The following is a 16,837-nucleotide window of genomic DNA, read 5'->3' as shown; positions in this document are numbered from 1 at the left end:
CCAAAGAGAGAGTGACAACTCACTCTCTCTTTAGCAGATTAAAACACGAGATATAGGAGGGCAAATACAGGGAAAGCTGCTGTTAAGCTATCAACGCGATCAAGCACCCCTCCATGACCAGGTATGATGTTGCTGCTGTCTTTGATCTTTGAGACACGCTTAAACATACTTTCTACCAAATCGCCTAAAACAGAAATCACGACTGTTGCTAACGTAATGATAGCCATCGCAGCGAAACTGGTAAACTGAATGTCAAAGATAACGGATGCGCCCCATGCAACGATAAGCGCAGCGGCTATGCCACCCAATAATCCTTCAATCGTTTTATTAGGGCTGACATTAGGTGCCATCTTGCGTTTACCGAAGCTTTTGCCTGCGAAGTAAGCACCGCTATCTGCAGCCCAAACGATCAAACAGACGAACAAAACGAGTTTAGAGCCGTAGTAAGCATCAATGTGGTAGTGCTGCCCGCGGAGAATCACGATGCTCCATAAAAACGGGACCAAAGTCAGAATGCCAAAGGCATGTCTCAACAAATTAGAGCCATCCCAGAGAGACGAAGATTTAGGATAAGTCATCGCTAGAGCACTAGCTATAATCCACCAACCAAACCCAACCCCTAATATAGCGATATGTAAGGGTGCGACTGTGTTTAAAGAGATAACATCAAAAGGGACGACAAGAAGTGACAGTGCTACAGCAGCACCTGTTGGTACCATTCCCAAGATACGCGATTGATTTTGAGTGAACTGCGCCCACTCCCATACACCAACCATAGTAATCGCTGAGACGAGACCTATGAACCACAACAGTGGTAAAGAAAAGATCCCCCAAACCACCAGCGGCGCTAGGATTAGGGCGGTAATAATTCGTTGTTTCAAATTAAATCGTCCTTAATTGGCTTCCATTAACGCTTTGACTTGTTCTCCGGTACATCCGAAGCGTCGCTCTCGGTTAATAAACCAGGTAATCGCTTTAACGAGAGTATCTTCGTTAAATTCCGGCCAGTACTCATCCATAAAGTACATTTCCGCGTAAGCCATTTGCCAAAGCATAAAGTTACTAATTCGGCACTCACCACTGGTACGGATCAAGAGATCAACGTCAGGTAGGTCCGACATAGTGACATGTTGGCTGATCATGTCTTCTGTAATATCAGAAGCATTAAGCTCACCCGTCTCAACTAGCTTAGCCAGTTGTTTGGTGGCCTGTAGGATATCCCACTTTCCGCCATAGTTTGCTGCTACGTTGACCACAGTACCGGTGTTGTTAGCCGTTAATGCTTCCGCTTCGGCAATCTTGCGCTGCAATCGCTCATTGAAGCGAGTTTTGTCGCCAATGATACGTAGTCTTAAATTATTCTTGTGGAGTTTTTTAATTTCACTTGATAGAACCGTAATAAACAGCTCCATCAATAAGCCAACTTCGTCTTCAGGACGGCGCCAGTTCTCGCTGCTGAATGCAAACAAGGTGACCGCTTTTATATTAAGCTTTGCCGCTGCTGAAATCGTCTTACGAACCGCTGAAACCCCTTTTTTGTGCCCGAATACGCGCGGCTTTCCTTTGGACTTAGCCCAACGGCCATTACCATCCATGATGATCGCGATATGTTTTGGAAGGGCGTCGTTGAAGGTGTCTGAGTTCTGCATAAAAGAATGTAGTTATAATTGGGACGGACAGAGTAGCATAAAAAAACGCTGTGCTGTCAGCACAGCGTCTTAACAAGAGTCAATCGATGAAAAATTAGACTTCCATCAACTCTTTTTCTTTCGCTGCTAGTAGCTCATCTACGTTCTTAACAGCAGCGTCAGTGATTTTCTGAATTTCGTCTTGTGCTTTACGATCTTCGTCTTCAGAAATCTCTTTGTCTTTTAGCAGCGCTTTTAGCTCACCATTAGCGTCACGACGGATGTTACGGATAGCAACACGACCACCTTCCGCTTCACCACGAACGATCTTAACTAGGTCTTTACGACGCTCTTCTGTTAGTGGTGGAAGTGGTACGCGGATAACCGTACCTGCAGACATAGGGTTTAGACCTAGGTCTGACATCATGATCGCTTTTTCAACTTTAGGAGCAAGCTCTTTGTCGAATACAGTGATCGCTAGTGTACGTGCATCTTCAGCGATAACGTTAGCAACCTGGTTAAGAGGTGTTGGCGCACCATAGTACTCAACAGAAAGACCTTGAAGAAGGCTTGGGTGTGCACGACCGGTACGGATCTTAGTTAGGTTGTTTTTTAGTGCTTCAACACTTTTTGCCATGCGCTCTTGAGCGTCTTGTTGGATTTCGTTAATCACAATATCACCTTAAATAATAGTAACCTGAAAGCCAGTCTGCTTTCAGGCTATGTCCTTCGATAATTCTGGTTAAGAGTTTACTCTTATTCTGCGTCGCTGATAAGCGTGCCTTCTGCTTCACCCATCACAACTCGGCGAAGTGCACCTGGCTTGTTCATGTTAAACACACGAATTGGCATCTTGTGATCACGTGCCAATGTGAATGCAGCCAAGTCCATTACTTTCAGTTCTTTTTCCAAAACTGAGTTGTACGAGAGCTTATCACATAATACTGCATCTGGGTTAGCTACTGGATCGGCAGTAAATACGCCATCTACCTTGGTGGCTTTAAGAACCACATCTGCTTCGATTTCGATACCACGTAGACACGCTGCAGAGTCTGTTGTGAAGAATGGGTTACCAGTACCAGCTGAGAAGATTACTACGCGACCTTGACGAAGTTCGCGAATCGCATCAGCCCAGTTGTAATCGTCACACACACCTTTTAGTGGGATAGCAGACATTACACGAGCATTAACATAAGCACGGTGTAGAGCATCACGCATTGCTAGACCATTCATTACAGTCGCAAGCATACCCATGTGGTCACCAACAACACGGTTCATGCCAGCTTCAGCAAGACCCGCACCACGGAATAGGTTACCCCCACCAATTACAACACCAACTTGAACACCCAGTTCTACTAGCTCTTTTACTTCTTGAGCCATACGATCCAAGATTTTAGGGTCGATACCAAAGCCTTCGTCGCCTTGTAGAGCCTCGCCACTAAGTTTTAACAGAATACGTTGATAAGCAGGTTTTGGGTTCGTTGTCATGGAGTATACCTTCCAAAGAGTTATCGATTAACGGTCATGGGTTAAGACTAGCGTATGAATCCCAACTCATGACGATTAAAAAATAACAGATAGCCTAGTCGTAAAAAGACCGCAGCCAAGGCCACGGTCTCTTATCAACAAATCGTCAAGGATTAACCTTTCTGAGCTGCTGCTACTTCATCAGCGAAGCTCATTTGCTCGCCCTTGTCGATGCCTTCACCAACTTCTAGACGAACGAATGTCGCTACAGATGCGCCACGCTCTTTTAGGATTTCGCCAACAGATTTCTTAGGTTCCATTACGAATGGTTGACCTGTTAGAGAGATTTCGCCAGTGAATTTCTTCATGCGACCAACAACCATCTTCTCTGCGATTTCAGCTGGTTTGCCTTCGTTCATAGCGATTTCAACTTGAACAGCTTTCTCTTTTTCAACTACGTCTGCAGGTACGTCTTCTGGGTTAACGAACTCTGGACGAGAAGCAGCAACGTGCATAGCAACGTGCTTAAGAGTTTCTGCGTCACCTTCACCAGCAACAACAACACCAATTTTCTCACCGTGACGGTAAGCAGCGATTGCAGCACCTTCAACGTACTGTACGCGACGGATGTTGATGTTCTCACCGATTTTAGCAACAAGAGTAACACGCTCTTCTTCAAACTTAGCAACTAGCTCTTCAGCAGTTGCTTTAGTTGCTAGTGCGTCAGCAGCAACTTTCTCTGCGAATGCAGTGAAGTTTGCATCTTTAGCAACGAAGTCAGTTTGGCAGTTAACTTCAAGAAGAGCAGCAACGCCGTTCTCTTCTTTGATGATGATCGCGCCTTCAGCAGCGATGTTGCCTGCTTTCTTAGCAGCTTTAGCAGCGCCAGACTTACGCATGTTTTCGATTGCAACTTCGATGTCACCGTTAGTTTCAACAAGCGCTTTCTTACATTCCATCATGCCTGCGCCAGTACGGTCGCGCAGTTCTTTAACTAGAGCAGCAGTAACAGCCATTCTCTATTCCTCGATTGATTCTAATTAGGGTAAAAATCAGGGGCACATATGCGGCCCCTGATCTAACTATAACTCAGTTTATATGAAGACTCTGTGTCTACCAAAACTAAGTGTGGCTAAAGCCGCAATTATTCAGCTTCTTCTACGAAACCGTCTTTGTCAGCTACAGCAGCAACATCTTTGTTACGACCTTCTTTAACCGCGTCTGCAGCAGCGTTTAGGTAAAGCTGTACTGCACGGATTGCGTCGTCGTTACCTGGGATAACGTAGTCAACGCCGTCTGGGTTAGAGTTAGTATCAACAACAGCAAATACTGGGATACCTAGGTTGTTTGCTTCTTTAACAGCGATGTGCTCGTGATCAGCGTCGATTACGAATAGAGCGTCTGGTAGGCCGCCCATGTTCTTGATACCACCAAGAGACTTCTCTAGCTTCTCCATTTCGCGAGTGCGCATTAGAGCTTCTTTCTTAGTTAGTTTCTCGAAAGTACCGTCTTGAGCTTGTGCTTCGAAATCTTTAAGACGCTTGATAGACTGACGAACAGTTTTGTAGTTCGTTAGCATACCGCCCAACCAACGGTTGTTCACGTAGAACTGGTCAGCGTTGATTGCAGCTTCTTTAACAGCTTCAGATGCAGCGCGCTTAGTACCAACGAAAAGAACTTTACCTTTCTTCTCACCGATTTTAGCTAGCTCAGCTAGTGCATCGTTGAACATTGGTACAGTTTTTTCTAGGTTGATGATGTGTACGCGGTTACGAGCACCAAAGATGAATGGCTTCATTTTTGGGTTCCAGTAACGAGTCTGGTGACCGAAGTGAACACCAGCTTTAAGCATATCGCGCATTGATACAGTTGCCATTTTAAATTCCTCTATGGGGTTAGGCCTCCACATTTCCCATGGTTCCGACTTGGTATGAATGATTACTCAAGCACCCCGGAACATGTGACGAAATGTGTGTGGATTTAAATTAAAGTATGTTGATGCACAACCTAACTCGCCGCCCTTTCTAAAAAGAGTGAAGAGACTAAGTCCTGTCATCGGCGCGCTTTATACCATATTTAAGGGGTCGATTTCCAGAAAAATCGCAAGAAATGTACAAAGTGACAGCGATTCAATAGGTGAACTCTTAGCAAACCCAAACTACACTGAGTAACGTATCAACAAGGAAGTGAGAGTTATTCTTGTTGCGCTTAATCTCGCCACTGATAGAATAACGCGTCAATTTAAAATACAGAGAACACAGATGTCTATCAAAATCAAAACTGAAGCTGAAATCGAAAGAATGCGAATCGCAGGTAAGCTTGCAGCAGAGCTTTTAGAAATGATCGAACCTCATGTAAAAGAAGGGGTCACGACTGAGGAGCTAGATAGAATTTGTGCTGAGTACACTCGTGAGAAAGGTGCGTATTCTGCGCCACTTGATTACCACGGTTACCCTAAATCAATCTGTACTTCTATCAACCATATCGTTTGTCACGGCATCCCAGCTGAAAAAGACGAAATGGGCACAACGGGCAAACTTAAGCCTGCAGTACTCAAAAATGGCGACATCGTGAACGTGGACGTGACAGTTATCATTCCTAATGATGAAAATGCGTCTCTAGATACTCGCCCAGAAGGCTACCACGGTGACACATCTAAAATGTTCCTTGTTGGTGACGTGTCTCCTGCAGACAAGCGATTGGCGATGGTGGCTCAAGAAGCGCTCTACCTTGGTATGAAGACCGTTAAGCCAGGCTCTACGGTTGGCGCTATCGGTACAGAAATCGAAAAGTTCATCAAAGCCAACAACAAAAAGAACCCGCGCAACAAGTTCTCTATCGTGAAAGATTTCTGTGGTCACGGCATTGGTTCTGAGTTCCATGAAGAGCCGCAAGTGGTTCACTACAAAAACAACGACCGCCGCGTTCTAAAAGAAGGCATGGTGTTCACTATCGAACCTATGATCAACGCGGGTAAATTCGGCTGTAGCATCGATGCAGAGGATGACTGGACGGTTTACACAGGTGATGGCAAAAATTCAGCTCAGTGGGAGCATACCATTGTCGTCACTAAGACTGGCTGTGAGGTACTCACACTGCGCAGCGACGAGACCATTCCTCGTCATATGAACAACCTGTAATCTCCTCTCTGAACGTTTCTAAAAATATCCCCAACTCCTGGGGATATTTTTTTATCCGCCCTATTTTGGTATAACCCTTGTTAGTGACTTTTTTTTGCTTGCACGGATTGCACACATGACTTTTCAAAGCCCAACAACGCTTAATGATGATCAGTTGACCATTCAAGAGTTGAAAACACAGCTCGAGGCGTTCTCGAACCATCAAAAGCACGAATTTTTAAATCACCACCCCATCACCGATTTGGTACTTGGTCGTTCTGATTACATCGATCAGCTACTTCGGCGACTCTGGTCTGCATCAGAGCTCTCTAATCAAACCTATCTATCTTTGGTAGCGGTAGGTGGATATGGCCGTGGCGAGCTTCACCCTCTGTCTGATATCGACATCTTAGTGGTATCGCGTAAAAAGATACCTGCCGCGCTCGAAAGCACCATTAGTGAGTTTATTACCTTATTATGGGACCTTAGATTGGAAGTCGGTCATGCCGTTAGAACCGTCGATGAATGTATTGAGATCGGCAAATCAGATTTAACCGTCGCCACCAACTTGCAAGAAGCGCGACTTCTTTGCGGTAGCGAAGATACCTTCTCACAACTCAAAGCCCAAATTGACTCAGATAGCTTTTGGCCTTCAGAGACGTTTTACAGTGCGAAGATTGAAGAGCAGCGCGCACGTCACGCCAAGTATCATGACACCACTTACAACCTTGAGCCAGACATCAAGTCGACGCCAGGCGGATTACGTGACATTCACACGCTGAGCTGGGTAGCACGCAGTCACTTTGGTGCAACTTCCCTGTATGAAATGAGCCGTTTCGGTTTCCTTACCGATGTCGAATACCGTGAGCTGGTTGAGTGTCAAAACTTTCTATGGCGAGTCCGTTTCGCCCTGCACATCGAGCTAAGACGATACGACAATCGACTCATGTTCGCTCATCAAGCACAAGTTGCTGAAAACTTAGGTTTTGTTGGTGAAGGAAATGTCGCTGTCGAGACCATGATGAAAGAGTTTTATCGCACCTTAAGACGTGTTGCTGAGCTCAACAAGATGCTGTTAAAACTATTCGACCAGGCCATCATCAATAAAGGTCAAATCCAACAAGCGGAAATCATCAATGAGGACTTTCAACGTCGCGGCAAACTCATCGAAGCAAGAAAGCCAGCCCTGTTTCAGGCTCGTCCAGAAACCATTCTCGATATGTTTATTCATATTGCTAACGACTCAAGTATTGAAGGTGTCAGCCCTGCGACGCTGAGGCAGCTACGCACAGCAAGGCGCAGATTGAACAAGTTCTTGCACACCATCCCAGAAGCTAGAGAAAAGTTCATGGATTTGGTCCGTCATCCAAATGCCCTTCACAGAGCATTTCGTTTGATGCACAAACTTGGCGTACTCGCCGCCTACTTACCACAGTGGAGCCAGATCGTTGGTCAGATGCAATTCGACCTGTTCCATGTTTATACAGTTGATGAGCACAGCGTGCGCCTTCTCAACCATATTCACACCTACAGCCTAGAGGAAAGCTACAGCAAGCACCCGATTTGCTGTGAGGTGTACCCTCGAATGCAGAAGAAGGAGCTGCTGATCTTAGCCGCTATCTTCCATGATATCGGTAAAGGGCGTGGTGGCGACCACTCTGAAATCGGAGCGACTGAAGCTTACGACTTCTGTATGGAACATGGCTTATCAAAACCAGAAGCGAAGCTCGTTTCTTGGTTGGTACAGAACCACCTACTCATGTCGGTGACAGCTCAGCGCCGTGATATCTACGACCCAGATGTCATTATTGAGTTTGCTAAAAAGGTTCGTGATGAAGAGTACCTCGAGTACCTTGTCTGTCTCACCGTAGCCGATATCTGTGCAACCAACCCTGAGCTTTGGAACAGTTGGAAACGTACGCTACTAGCCGAGCTATTCTATTCAACTCAGCGAGTCCTGCGACGAGGTCTCGAGAACCCTGTTGACGTGCGTGACCGTATTCGTCACAACCAACAGCTCGCCTCAGCCCTGCTTCGTAAACAAGGGTTTGCGGCGCGTGAAATCGAAGTACTGTGGCAGCGCTTTAAAGCCGATTACTTCCTGCGCCACACCCATAAACAGATAGCATGGCATAGCGAACATATCCTCAATCTTGACGATCCTACCAAGCCACTGGTACTCATGAGTAAAAATGCCACTCGTGGTGGCACAGAAGTCTTCGTCTATAGCAAAGACCAACCCGCCCTCTTTGCAACTGTGGTCGCTGAGCTGGATAGACGAAACTTTAACGTTCATGATGCACAGATCATGACCAGCAAAGATGGTTATGTGCTGGATACCTTTATGGTGCTGGATCAGCATGGTGATGCGATAGATGCAAGTCGTCACCCTGCCGTTATCAAGCACTTAGTCCACGTCCTACAAGACGGAAGACCAACCAAGATTAAGACAAGGCGAGCGCCACGTAACCTCAAGCACTTTAACGTCAAGACTCAAGTTGATTTCTTGCCAACCAAGAGCAAAAAACGCACCCTCATGGAACTCGTCGCCCTTGACGCGCCTGGTCTACTAGCGAAAGTGGGTGCAACTTTCGCTCAGCTGAACCTTAGTATTCATGCTGCTAAAATCACCACGATTGGTGAACGAGCGGAAGATTTGTTTATCTTAACGGGTGAAAACGGTGGCCGTTTAACTGAAGACGAACAAGCAGTCTTGAAGCAAAAACTGCAGGAGAATATTTCAGAGCAAATCACTAGCTAGTCATTAATATACAGTGAATAAATTCAGGTTATTTACCACCTCTAGCTAGTTACCATAAAGGAGATCGCTATTTAGGCGATCTCCTCCACAATTATCCCTAAACTGTCCTCAAATCAGCTATCTACCCCTTACATTGCCTGCTACAGTTGTAAAAGAAACACACAACCAAAGAGGTCATCTATGTACCCAAACCTCACAGGGTTAGGCATCCAAGATCCTAAACAAATCGAGCGTTATTCCCTACGCCAAGAAGCGCATAAGGATGTGTTGAAAATCTACTTTCGTAAGCAAAAAGGTGAGCTGTTTGCGAAAAGTGTCAAATTCAAATATCCAAGACAAGTTAAGAGCGTTCGCACCAATAGCAGTAGCCAAAACTACAAAGAAGTCACTGAGATTAACCGTAACCTTACCCTAGTCATAGATGAACTAAACCGTCTGACCAAACCTATCGAAGCAACAGAAGTCGACGTCAAACAGAAGATTCTTTCCGATTTACGTCATCTAGAGAAAGTCGTGTCGAGTAAGATTGCTGAAATTGAAGCAGACTTAGAAAAACTCAAATAGCGACCATTCCGAACTCAAAAAAATGCTCCCATTTGGGAGCATTTTTCATATCGATAATTGAGATAAAATCTTAAGCGTACTGGCGTTATGGAACGTAGTACGTCGCAGCACCTGGGCCTACTGGAAGACCAAACAGGAATACCCATACGTAGAACAGAATACTCCAACCTACGATAAAGCAGATTGAGTAAGGCAGCATGGTCGCGATTAGCGTACCGATACCTAGGTTCTTCATGTAACGAGTCGCTACCGCAAGAATAAGGCCGAAGTAGCTCATCATTGGTGTGATGATGTTCGTGGTTGAGTCACCGATACGGTAAGCCGCCTGAATGGTCTCAGGAGCGTAACCCACTAGCATCAGCATAGGTACGAAGATAGGTGCGGTTACCGCCCACTGTGCCGATGCCGAGCCAATCATCAGGTTGATGAAGCCACACATTAGGATAAATGCGAAGAACAGTGCAGGACCAGTAAGGCCGATAGTCTGGAGGAAGTCCGCACCCGCTACTGCGAATACTTGACCGAAGTTAGTCCACTTAAAGAAGGCAACAAATTGAGCTGCAAAGAACACCAGCACAATGTACATGCCCATCGAAGACATCGACTTCGACATTGCATCAATCACATCGCGGTCATTCTTCATTGAGCCCGTTACTTTGCCGTAAACAAAGCCAGGGATTGCGAAGAATACAAAGATGAACGCTACGATACTCTTAAGGAATGGAGAGCCCGCAACTTGACCGTCAGCAGTACGCAGAACGCCGTTCTCTGGAACAACTGTTGATGCGATAATTGCGCTCACTAGTAGAACCGCAATACCCGCCATTTTCAGGCCTTTCTTCTCAACCGCAGTCAGAGAACCCATGCTATCGTTCGACAGGTCTTCAGCCGCTTCTTCATCGTTGTATTTGCCAAGTTTTGGCTCAACGATTTTCTCAGTTACGAATGCACCGGTAATCGCAATGAAGAACGTCGAAATGAACATGAAGTACCAGTTTGACTCTGGGCCTACTGTGTACGTTGGGTCGATCATTTGCGCCGCTGTTTCAGTGATACCTGAAAGCAGTGGGTCAACCGTACCAATAAGTAGGTTTGCAGAGTAACCACCAGATACACCAGCAAACGCGGCAGCAAGACCTGCTAGAGGGTGACGTCCTAAAGAGTGGAACAGCATCGCTGCCAACGGAATAAGTACGACGTAACCAAGCTCTGAAGCTGTGTTAGAAATGATACCAGCGAATACGACTGTCACTGTTACCATGCGCTTAGACGCGCCCATAACCAGACCACGCATCGCCGCTGAAAGCATACCTGAGTGCTCAGCGATCGCGACACCAAGCATGGCAACCAATACCGTGCCAAGCGGTGCAAAACCAGTAAAGTTTGTAACTAGGTTGGTAACAATTAACTGCAAGCCTTCAGCATTAAGAAGACTCACTACTTCGATCATACCGTTCGCGGCACGGCCGGCTGCACCTTCAGGGCGAGGATCAGCAACAGCAACGTCGAAGTATCCAGCGATGCCAGACATGACAAGAATCGCTAGACAGAAAATCGCAAATAATGTGATTGGGTGGGGTAATAGGTTCCCCAAGTACTCAACGCCGTCAAGAAAACGGGTAAATAGAGGCTTTTTTGGCTTGTTGTGTTTCAATGTGGCAGATGAACTCATCTGTCCCCTCCTTTTTTATATTGTCCTAGCTGTTAACAAAGTCTTGTAATGCAGATGACACTCATCGGTCTTAGTTCTGACAACTTTGTAAAAAGCAGGCGCAGGGTACGTGAGCCAGCTCAATAATAAAAGCCCAAAATGTTGCCAATTGTAAATCTTGCGCAATTTTCATCCATTATGTTAGCAACTATACAATGACTTATATTGATCTAAATATAAAATAACCTATAACATTCTTGTGACATATTCATCTTTTTTACCAACTCACAAGCAATTAGGGCTAAAAAAAGCTCAAACGATCATCAATTGAAAAAAATCGTCGCTTCTGAAATGATGAATATTGAATAATGTGAACTAGGACTCAGTAAATGAGCTACTCTCTGCACCCGATTGGCACCATTCACTCTCCCTACAAAGAGAAGTTTGCCGTACCAAGACAGCCCAGATTAGTGCCAAGTGCCACTGCTTCCATCGCCTTACAGGGCGATATAAATTGCTTAGAGGCGGTTAGGGGTCTTGAACAGTTTTCGCATTTATGGCTGTTATTTCTGTTTGACCAAAATCTCGAGGCAGGCTGGAAACCAACGGTCAGACCGCCTCGTCTCGGCGGCAACGAACGCATCGGTGTACTAGCAAGTCGCGCGACCTTTCGCCCTAATGGAATCGGAATGTCTGCAGTTGAGTTTCGAGGGGTAAGACAGAAAGGTCAGCAGGTGTTTATTGATGTCGGCAGTGTCGATTTGGTTGATGGCACCCCTATTATTGATATAAAACCTTACATCCCCTATTCCGATTCCGTCACCAATGCAAAAGGGGGATACGCGGAATCCCAGCCGGAAGCGACTGAGGTGATATTCTCAGACTCTGCACTCGAGGCTTTATCACAAACGTCAGAGGGTCAACACAAGCAGCAAATCATCCGTGAGGTACTCGCACAAGACCCTAGGCCGGCCTATAAAAAAGGCAAGCTTGATGACAAAGAGTATGGCGTGAGATTGTTTGACTGGAACGTAAAGTTCAAAGCACTGAGCGATCATATTGTCGTCACCGCGATTGAAGCCCTCTGAACACTGAATCCTGAGTGTTTATCGATGGAAATCATTTGATAGAAAGTCATTTGGTAGAAAGCCATTTGGCTGATATCATAAGCGGCTTAACTCAATTTGGGCATCTCTGCCTGAATTTACTATCAACATGATGAACGGATACCCATAAATGCGTACCAGTAACTATCTTCTTTCTACACTGAAGGAGACACCAAACGACGCAGAAGTTGTAAGTCACCAGCTCATGCTGCGTGCAGGTATGATTCGTAAGCTAGCTTCAGGTCTATACACTTGGCTACCTACGGGTCTACGTGTTCTGCGTAAAGTCGAAAACATCGTTCGCCAAGAGATCGATAATGCAGGTGCAGTTGAGACTTTGATGCCCGTAGTGCAGCCGTTTGAACTATGGGAAGAGACAGGCCGATCTGAAAAGATGGGTGATGAGCTTCTTCGCTTCACTGACCGTCATGAGCGTCCGTTTGTACTTAGCCCAACAGCAGAAGAAGTGATCACTAGCCTTGTTCGTAACGAAGTTAACTCGTACAAACAGCTACCACTGAACCTGTACCAAATCCAAACTAAATTCCGTGATGAGCGCCGCCCACGCTTTGGTGTTATGCGTGCACGTGAATTCTCTATGATGGATGCGTACAGCTTCGACATCGACAAAGAAGGCTTAGAGAAGTCTTACGAAGCGATGCACGATGCCTACTGCAAAGCGTTTGACCGCATGGGTCTAGATTACCGCCCAGTACTAGCAGATACCGGTGCTATCGGTGGTAACGGCTCTCACGAATTCCACGTATTGGCAGAAAGCGGTGAAGACCTTATCGCGTTCTCTTCTGAGTCTGACTACGCTGCAAACATCGAAAAAGCAGAAGCATTGGCACCTGCTGCAGAGCTTGCCGCTCCAACTCAAGAGATGACAATGGTTGATACGCCAAATGCGAAAACCATTGCTGAGCTTGTTGAGCAGTTCGATCTACCAATCGAGAAAACAGTTAAGACGCTATTTGTTAAGGCATCTGATGAAATCGAAGCGCCGCTTGTTGGCCTTATCATCCGTGGTGACCACGAACTTAACGAAATCAAAGCAGAGAAAATTGCTGAAGTTGCCTCTCCTCTTGAGATGGCAACAGAAGAAGAAATTCGCGCAGCGATTGGTGCAGGTCCAGGTTCACTAGGTCCTGTTGGTCTTGAACTGCCATTCATCGTTGACCGCTCGGTTGCAGTAATGAGCGACTTTGGCGCTGGCGCTAACATTGATGACAAGCACTACTTTGGCATCAACTGGGGTCGTGACGTTGAACTGGGTAAAGTAGAAGACCTACGCAACGTTGTTGAAGGCGATCCAAGCCCATGTGGTCAAGGTACTATCCTACTTAAGCGTGGTATCGAAGTGGGTCACATCTTCCAACTTGGTAAGAACTACTCAGAGAAAATGAACTGTGGCGTGCTTGGTCCTGACGGTAAGAACGTTATCCTAGAGATGGGTTGTTACGGTATCGGTGTTTCTCGTGTGGTAGCTGCGGCTATTGAACAGAACAACGACAAGTACGGCATCATCTGGCCAGACGCTATCGCTCCATTCCAGGTTGCGATCGTACCAATGAACATGCACAAGTCTGAGCGCGTTAAAGAAGCTGCAGAGAAGCTATACGCAGAACTGACTGCAGCGGGTATCGAAGTGCTATTTGACGATCGTAAAGAGCGTCCAGGTGTGATGTTCTCTGATATGGAGCTTGTAGGTGTTCCTCATACTGTGGTTATTGGTGACCGCAGCATGGACGAAGGTAACTTCGAATACAAGAACCGTCGTACTGGTGATAAAACGCCAGTGGCTATCGATGACATCGTCGCGCATGTTAAGGCTCAATTGGCTTAGTGCTAACGCCTTTTAGTTCGCTAGTTTAAGAGGCCGCTTTGCGGCCTCTTTCTTTTCCTACAGAAACGCTATGTATCCCCTTCCTCATCCATCTCACTTATAACCGTTAAATTCACTCATGCATTTACGCAAAATCCATCCGCGCTCTCAAAAACCTATAAATACACTTAATGACACCTATATACATAAGCCATACAACAGCATGAAAAATGCTGACAAAACCACTCATAAGCGATATTCTTTCTGCAATTTTATTGTCAATTTTCTCATATCAGACCTATTTCAGAATGAAAGCTTTAAAAACTCGCTTAAGACAGTTCGATCATTGGCGTCGTGGCTGGATGTCAAACCTCGAGCCAACGCTTTATCGATTGATCAACAATAACCGCCTAAGCCAAAAAGCCTTAGTCGAAAAGCCGGATGTGAAATCGATTCTGATTGTTCGCAACAATAAGCGCATCGGTAACATGTACTTCTTGATACCATTTGTGCGTCAAATGCGTGCCCAGTACCCAGATGCAAAGCTCACTCTGATGCTGAATCAACCTTGGCAAGGCGAGGTTTTTGCCAATATGGGCGTTGATGAGATTGTCTATTCTCACTTCTCATTCAAAGAAATCGTCAGCTGTTTAAAATCGGTATTCACATTGAGAAAAAACGACTACGACCTAATTGTTGCGCCATATCGCTCAACGGGTGATGCGGTTCTTGTTTCTGTGTTGGCAAGTAAAAACAAAGTCGCCGAGCACCACCTTGGGAGTGATGTTGCCTTTACTCATACCTTCCAAAAAGACGATGACCTTCACCATACCGCGCTGACAAGCTTGTACCTCATCAAGGCGCTCGGTAATACGCTTATCTTGCCAGTTGCTCATCAGATTGAGCTTAGCCAAGAAGAAATTACAACAGGGCAAGACGCAATGGCGGGCTTATATTCCGGTGAAGATGGAATCTGTGCATTTTTCCGTGGTGCCCGCGGTGCCAAGCAGCTTTCCAATGCCGAATGGACAGACATTCTAAATAAGTTTGAGCAAGAATCGGAACGCCCAATTAAATGGGTAGAGATCCTTAGCCCAGATATCACATCGCCTCTGAAGCCAGACTATGCCACTTACTCAAATAAAAACATGCGTATCTTGGCTAGTTTTCTGAAAAATACTGATGGCTTTATTTGCTGTGATACCGGTCCTTTGCACTTAGCCGACGCAGCAGATGTGAAGTGCTACGGTCTGTATAATAAGACCGATCCTCGCACATTCGGTGTCATTGGTGCTCAGAGTGTCAACATCACTGATTTCAACACGCCAAGCAAAGGGCATAATGAATTAGTTGAGGCTCTATAAGAGACTCGCATGAGTACCTTTTAAGACTCTCTTGGTCAATCCAATCTGAATAGCACCGAATAAAGGTGCTATTCCCCCACTCTTCTTCATATTCTGTTCATCTTCACTCTCTTACTATGAATCTATACCCGAGTAGCCCGATAGGACCGAGGAGAAAGAGATGAACTTAAAATCCTTACTGAATCAAGCCCTTAGTTCCGATATAGTCAGTCAAGCCACGCAGAAAGCGAGCCAATCATCGTCAAGTATCGGTCAGACATTAGGTGACAAGAAAACACTTGGTGCTTTCGGTGCTGGTGCTGTGGGTGGTGGATTGCTTGGTATGCTGATGGGCTCTAAGAAAACCAAAAAGATGGGGAAAACTGCCCTTGGCGTCGGTGGTGCTGCCGCCCTTGGCGCACTCGCATACAAGCTGTATAACGACTACAACAAAGTTAGCAACCAGCCCTCAGGCTCCGATCCAACGTTATCGTCGCCAGCAAACTTTTCTCAATCTAGTCAACATGATGAATCAGTGCTCAAAGCCATGATTGCAGCGGCTAAAGCCGATGGTCATATTGATGAACATGAAATGGCCAAGATTGAACAAGCCTTAACACAAATTGATGCTGATAGTTCTGTTCAGCAATTGATTCAAGCTGAGATAGCTAAACCACTTGATCCGGCCGAAATTGCTCGACTTGCGGTATCACCAGAGCACGCGACGGAAATCTATTTAGCGAGCTTGTTAGTCGCCGATGAGCAAAACTTTATGGAAAAAGCGTATTTGAAAGAGTTGGCAACCCAGCTTGGGTTAGAGGATGGTTTGGTTGAGCAATTGAACGCTCAGGTAAGTCAGTAGAACTGAGTTGAGAATGACAATGCGTTCCTAGGGGAGTCCCTAGGAACCACCTACAGAGCGAAAAGAATTACTCTTCGCTATCTGCTGCAGCTTCTGCTTTCGCCGCTGCTTCTGCTTTCGCTGCGCGAGCTTCTGCTTTACGTTCATTGCGCTTTGCTTGGTTTTCGATAAAACCAGCGAGCTCTTTCTCCGCCCACGCTTGAGCCAATTCTTGGCTTTCAAAGCCCATCTCACGCTTAGACACAACCGTGCGACGAGAAGTCACTTGACGAATGATCTCTGCAGACCAGCCGTTACGCTTTTCCGTTAGACGGATAGTAAATTTTTTATTTTCAGACATTTATGTATTTCCTAAAGACTTTGTTAAGGGATATTCCAGCAATGTAATGCTGGCCATCCCTAAGCCAGCGCGGTATTAGAACACAAATCGAGCGCTGACGCTCAGAGTTTTTATAAGAAAAAGTCCCCAGTGTTTCCACTGAGGACTTCATTAACTATTGGGTTGTAACCT

General features: G+C 45.9%; 15 protein-coding genes. 7 read left to right on the top strand and 8 right to left on the bottom strand.

Translation table 11 applies throughout. The features are described from left to right. Positions 1-38: 38 nt before the first annotated feature. The 6 genes from AC6I8Y_RS03615 to rpsB all read right to left on the bottom strand — a co-directional run bounded on the left by AC6I8Y_RS03615 (position 39) and on the right by rpsB (position 4,971). Positions 39-881 carry a phosphatidate cytidylyltransferase gene (locus tag AC6I8Y_RS03615; RefSeq protein ID WP_498020789.1) on the bottom strand — a complete coding sequence of 281 codons (843 nt, stop codon included), beginning with the start codon at positions 879-881 and terminating at the stop codon, positions 39-41. A gap of 12 nt (positions 882-893) precedes the next feature. Then, complete coding sequence (gene uppS / locus AC6I8Y_RS03610; protein ID WP_042476358.1) at positions 894-1,649, bottom strand: undecaprenyl pyrophosphate synthase; 756 nt, start codon at positions 1,647-1,649, stop codon at positions 894-896. Between the two features lie 94 nt (positions 1,650-1,743). Further along, positions 1,744-2,301 carry a ribosome recycling factor gene (gene frr / locus AC6I8Y_RS03605; RefSeq protein WP_042476355.1) on the bottom strand — a complete coding sequence of 186 codons (558 nt, stop codon included), beginning with the start codon at positions 2,299-2,301 and terminating at the stop codon, positions 1,744-1,746. Between the two features lie 83 nt (positions 2,302-2,384). Further along, positions 2,385-3,116, bottom strand: coding sequence for a UMP kinase (gene pyrH, locus AC6I8Y_RS03600; protein ID WP_394153471.1), 732 nt, complete (start codon positions 3,114-3,116; stop codon positions 2,385-2,387). Between the two features lie 152 nt (positions 3,117-3,268). After that, a complete protein-coding gene (tsf, locus tag AC6I8Y_RS03595) occupies positions 3,269-4,111 on the bottom strand; it encodes a translation elongation factor Ts (RefSeq protein ID WP_394153469.1) in 843 nt (280 codons plus the stop codon). A gap of 128 nt (positions 4,112-4,239) precedes the next feature. Continuing rightward, on the bottom strand, positions 4,240-4,971 hold the full coding sequence (gene rpsB, locus AC6I8Y_RS03590) for a 30S ribosomal protein S2 (RefSeq protein WP_006072474.1): 732 nt from the start codon (positions 4,969-4,971) through the stop codon (positions 4,240-4,242). 385 nt (positions 4,972-5,356) lie between these two features. On the opposite strand from rpsB, the gene map reads away from it, so the two are divergent. The 3 genes from map (at position 5,357) to AC6I8Y_RS03575 (ending at position 9,539) form a co-directional block, all read left to right on the top strand. Next, positions 5,357-6,235 (top strand): type I methionyl aminopeptidase, encoded by an 879-nt coding sequence (gene map / locus AC6I8Y_RS03585; protein ID WP_446569064.1) that lies wholly within the window; start codon positions 5,357-5,359, stop codon positions 6,233-6,235. Positions 6,236-6,350: 115 nt separating this feature from the next. Then, a complete protein-coding gene (gene glnD / locus AC6I8Y_RS03580; RefSeq protein WP_498020788.1) occupies positions 6,351-8,975 on the top strand; it encodes a bifunctional uridylyltransferase/uridylyl-removing protein GlnD in 2,625 nt (874 codons plus the stop codon). A gap of 180 nt (positions 8,976-9,155) precedes the next feature. After that, positions 9,156-9,539, top strand: coding sequence for a DUF3461 family protein (locus AC6I8Y_RS03575; protein WP_234494395.1), 384 nt, complete (start codon positions 9,156-9,158; stop codon positions 9,537-9,539). An 85-nt stretch (positions 9,540-9,624) separates the two neighbouring features. Here AC6I8Y_RS03575 and AC6I8Y_RS03570 read toward each other — a convergent pair whose 3' ends face one another. Beyond that, positions 9,625-11,211, bottom strand: a complete 1,587-nt coding sequence (locus AC6I8Y_RS03570; RefSeq protein WP_234494396.1) for an AbgT family transporter — start codon at positions 11,209-11,211, stop codon at positions 9,625-9,627. Positions 11,212-11,579: 368 nt separating this feature from the next. On the opposite strand from AC6I8Y_RS03570, the gene tsaA reads away from it, so the two are divergent. From tsaA to AC6I8Y_RS03550, 4 genes are all read left to right on the top strand, one after another. Further along, positions 11,580-12,278 (top strand): tRNA (N6-threonylcarbamoyladenosine(37)-N6)-methyltransferase TrmO, encoded by a 699-nt coding sequence (gene tsaA, locus AC6I8Y_RS03565; RefSeq protein WP_252013674.1) that lies wholly within the window; start codon positions 11,580-11,582, stop codon positions 12,276-12,278. A 148-nt stretch (positions 12,279-12,426) separates the two neighbouring features. After that, a complete protein-coding gene (locus tag AC6I8Y_RS03560) occupies positions 12,427-14,142 on the top strand; it encodes a proline--tRNA ligase (protein ID WP_394153461.1) in 1,716 nt (571 codons plus the stop codon). 287 nt (positions 14,143-14,429) lie between these two features. Then, positions 14,430-15,485, top strand: coding sequence for a glycosyltransferase family 9 protein (locus AC6I8Y_RS03555; RefSeq protein WP_498020787.1), 1,056 nt, complete (start codon positions 14,430-14,432; stop codon positions 15,483-15,485). 160 nt (positions 15,486-15,645) lie between these two features. Beyond that, the gene (locus tag AC6I8Y_RS03550; protein WP_394153457.1) at positions 15,646-16,326 is read left to right on the top strand and encodes a tellurite resistance TerB family protein; all 681 of its coding nucleotides are present in this window, start codon (positions 15,646-15,648) and stop codon (positions 16,324-16,326) included. A gap of 67 nt (positions 16,327-16,393) precedes the next feature. Here AC6I8Y_RS03550 and AC6I8Y_RS03545 read toward each other — a convergent pair whose 3' ends face one another. Further along, positions 16,394-16,666: a DUF3622 domain-containing protein gene (locus tag AC6I8Y_RS03545; RefSeq protein ID WP_394153455.1), complete on the bottom strand. Its 273-nt coding sequence runs from the start codon at positions 16,664-16,666 to the stop codon at positions 16,394-16,396. Positions 16,667-16,837 lie beyond the last annotated feature (171 nt).

The organism is Vibrio sp. KUL78 (genome assembly GCF_059725505.1).
The sequence above is the reverse complement of the archived record's forward strand: the minus strand, read 5'-3'. Positions and strand labels throughout refer to the sequence as shown.

Bases quoted from the DNA above. Each gene is read 5' to 3' on its own strand.
- AC6I8Y_RS03560 (WP_394153461.1), top strand. From the start codon at position 12,427: ATGCGTACCAGTAACTATCTTCTTTCTACACTGAAGGAGACACCAAAC.
- uppS (WP_042476358.1), bottom strand. From the start codon at position 1,649: ATGCAGAACTCAGACACCTTCAACGACGCCCTTCCAAAACATATCGCG.
- AC6I8Y_RS03575 (WP_234494395.1), top strand. From the start codon at position 9,156: ATGTACCCAAACCTCACAGGGTTAGGCATCCAAGATCCTAAACAAATC.
- tsaA (WP_252013674.1), top strand. From the start codon at position 11,580: ATGAGCTACTCTCTGCACCCGATTGGCACCATTCACTCTCCCTACAAA.
- AC6I8Y_RS03555 (WP_498020787.1), top strand. From the start codon at position 14,430: ATGAAAGCTTTAAAAACTCGCTTAAGACAGTTCGATCATTGGCGTCGT.
- AC6I8Y_RS03570 (WP_234494396.1), bottom strand. From the start codon at position 11,211: ATGAGTTCATCTGCCACATTGAAACACAACAAGCCAAAAAAGCCTCTA.
- AC6I8Y_RS03545 (WP_394153455.1), bottom strand. From the start codon at position 16,666: ATGTCTGAAAATAAAAAATTTACTATCCGTCTAACGGAAAAGCGTAAC.
- map (WP_446569064.1), top strand. From the start codon at position 5,357: ATGTCTATCAAAATCAAAACTGAAGCTGAAATCGAAAGAATGCGAATC.
- AC6I8Y_RS03550 (WP_394153457.1), top strand. From the start codon at position 15,646: ATGAACTTAAAATCCTTACTGAATCAAGCCCTTAGTTCCGATATAGTC.
- pyrH (WP_394153471.1), bottom strand. From the start codon at position 3,116: ATGACAACGAACCCAAAACCTGCTTATCAACGTATTCTGTTAAAACTT.
- rpsB (WP_006072474.1), bottom strand. From the start codon at position 4,971: ATGGCAACTGTATCAATGCGCGATATGCTTAAAGCTGGTGTTCACTTC.
- tsf (WP_394153469.1), bottom strand. From the start codon at position 4,111: ATGGCTGTTACTGCTGCTCTAGTTAAAGAACTGCGCGACCGTACTGGC.
- glnD (WP_498020788.1), top strand. From the start codon at position 6,351: ATGACTTTTCAAAGCCCAACAACGCTTAATGATGATCAGTTGACCATT.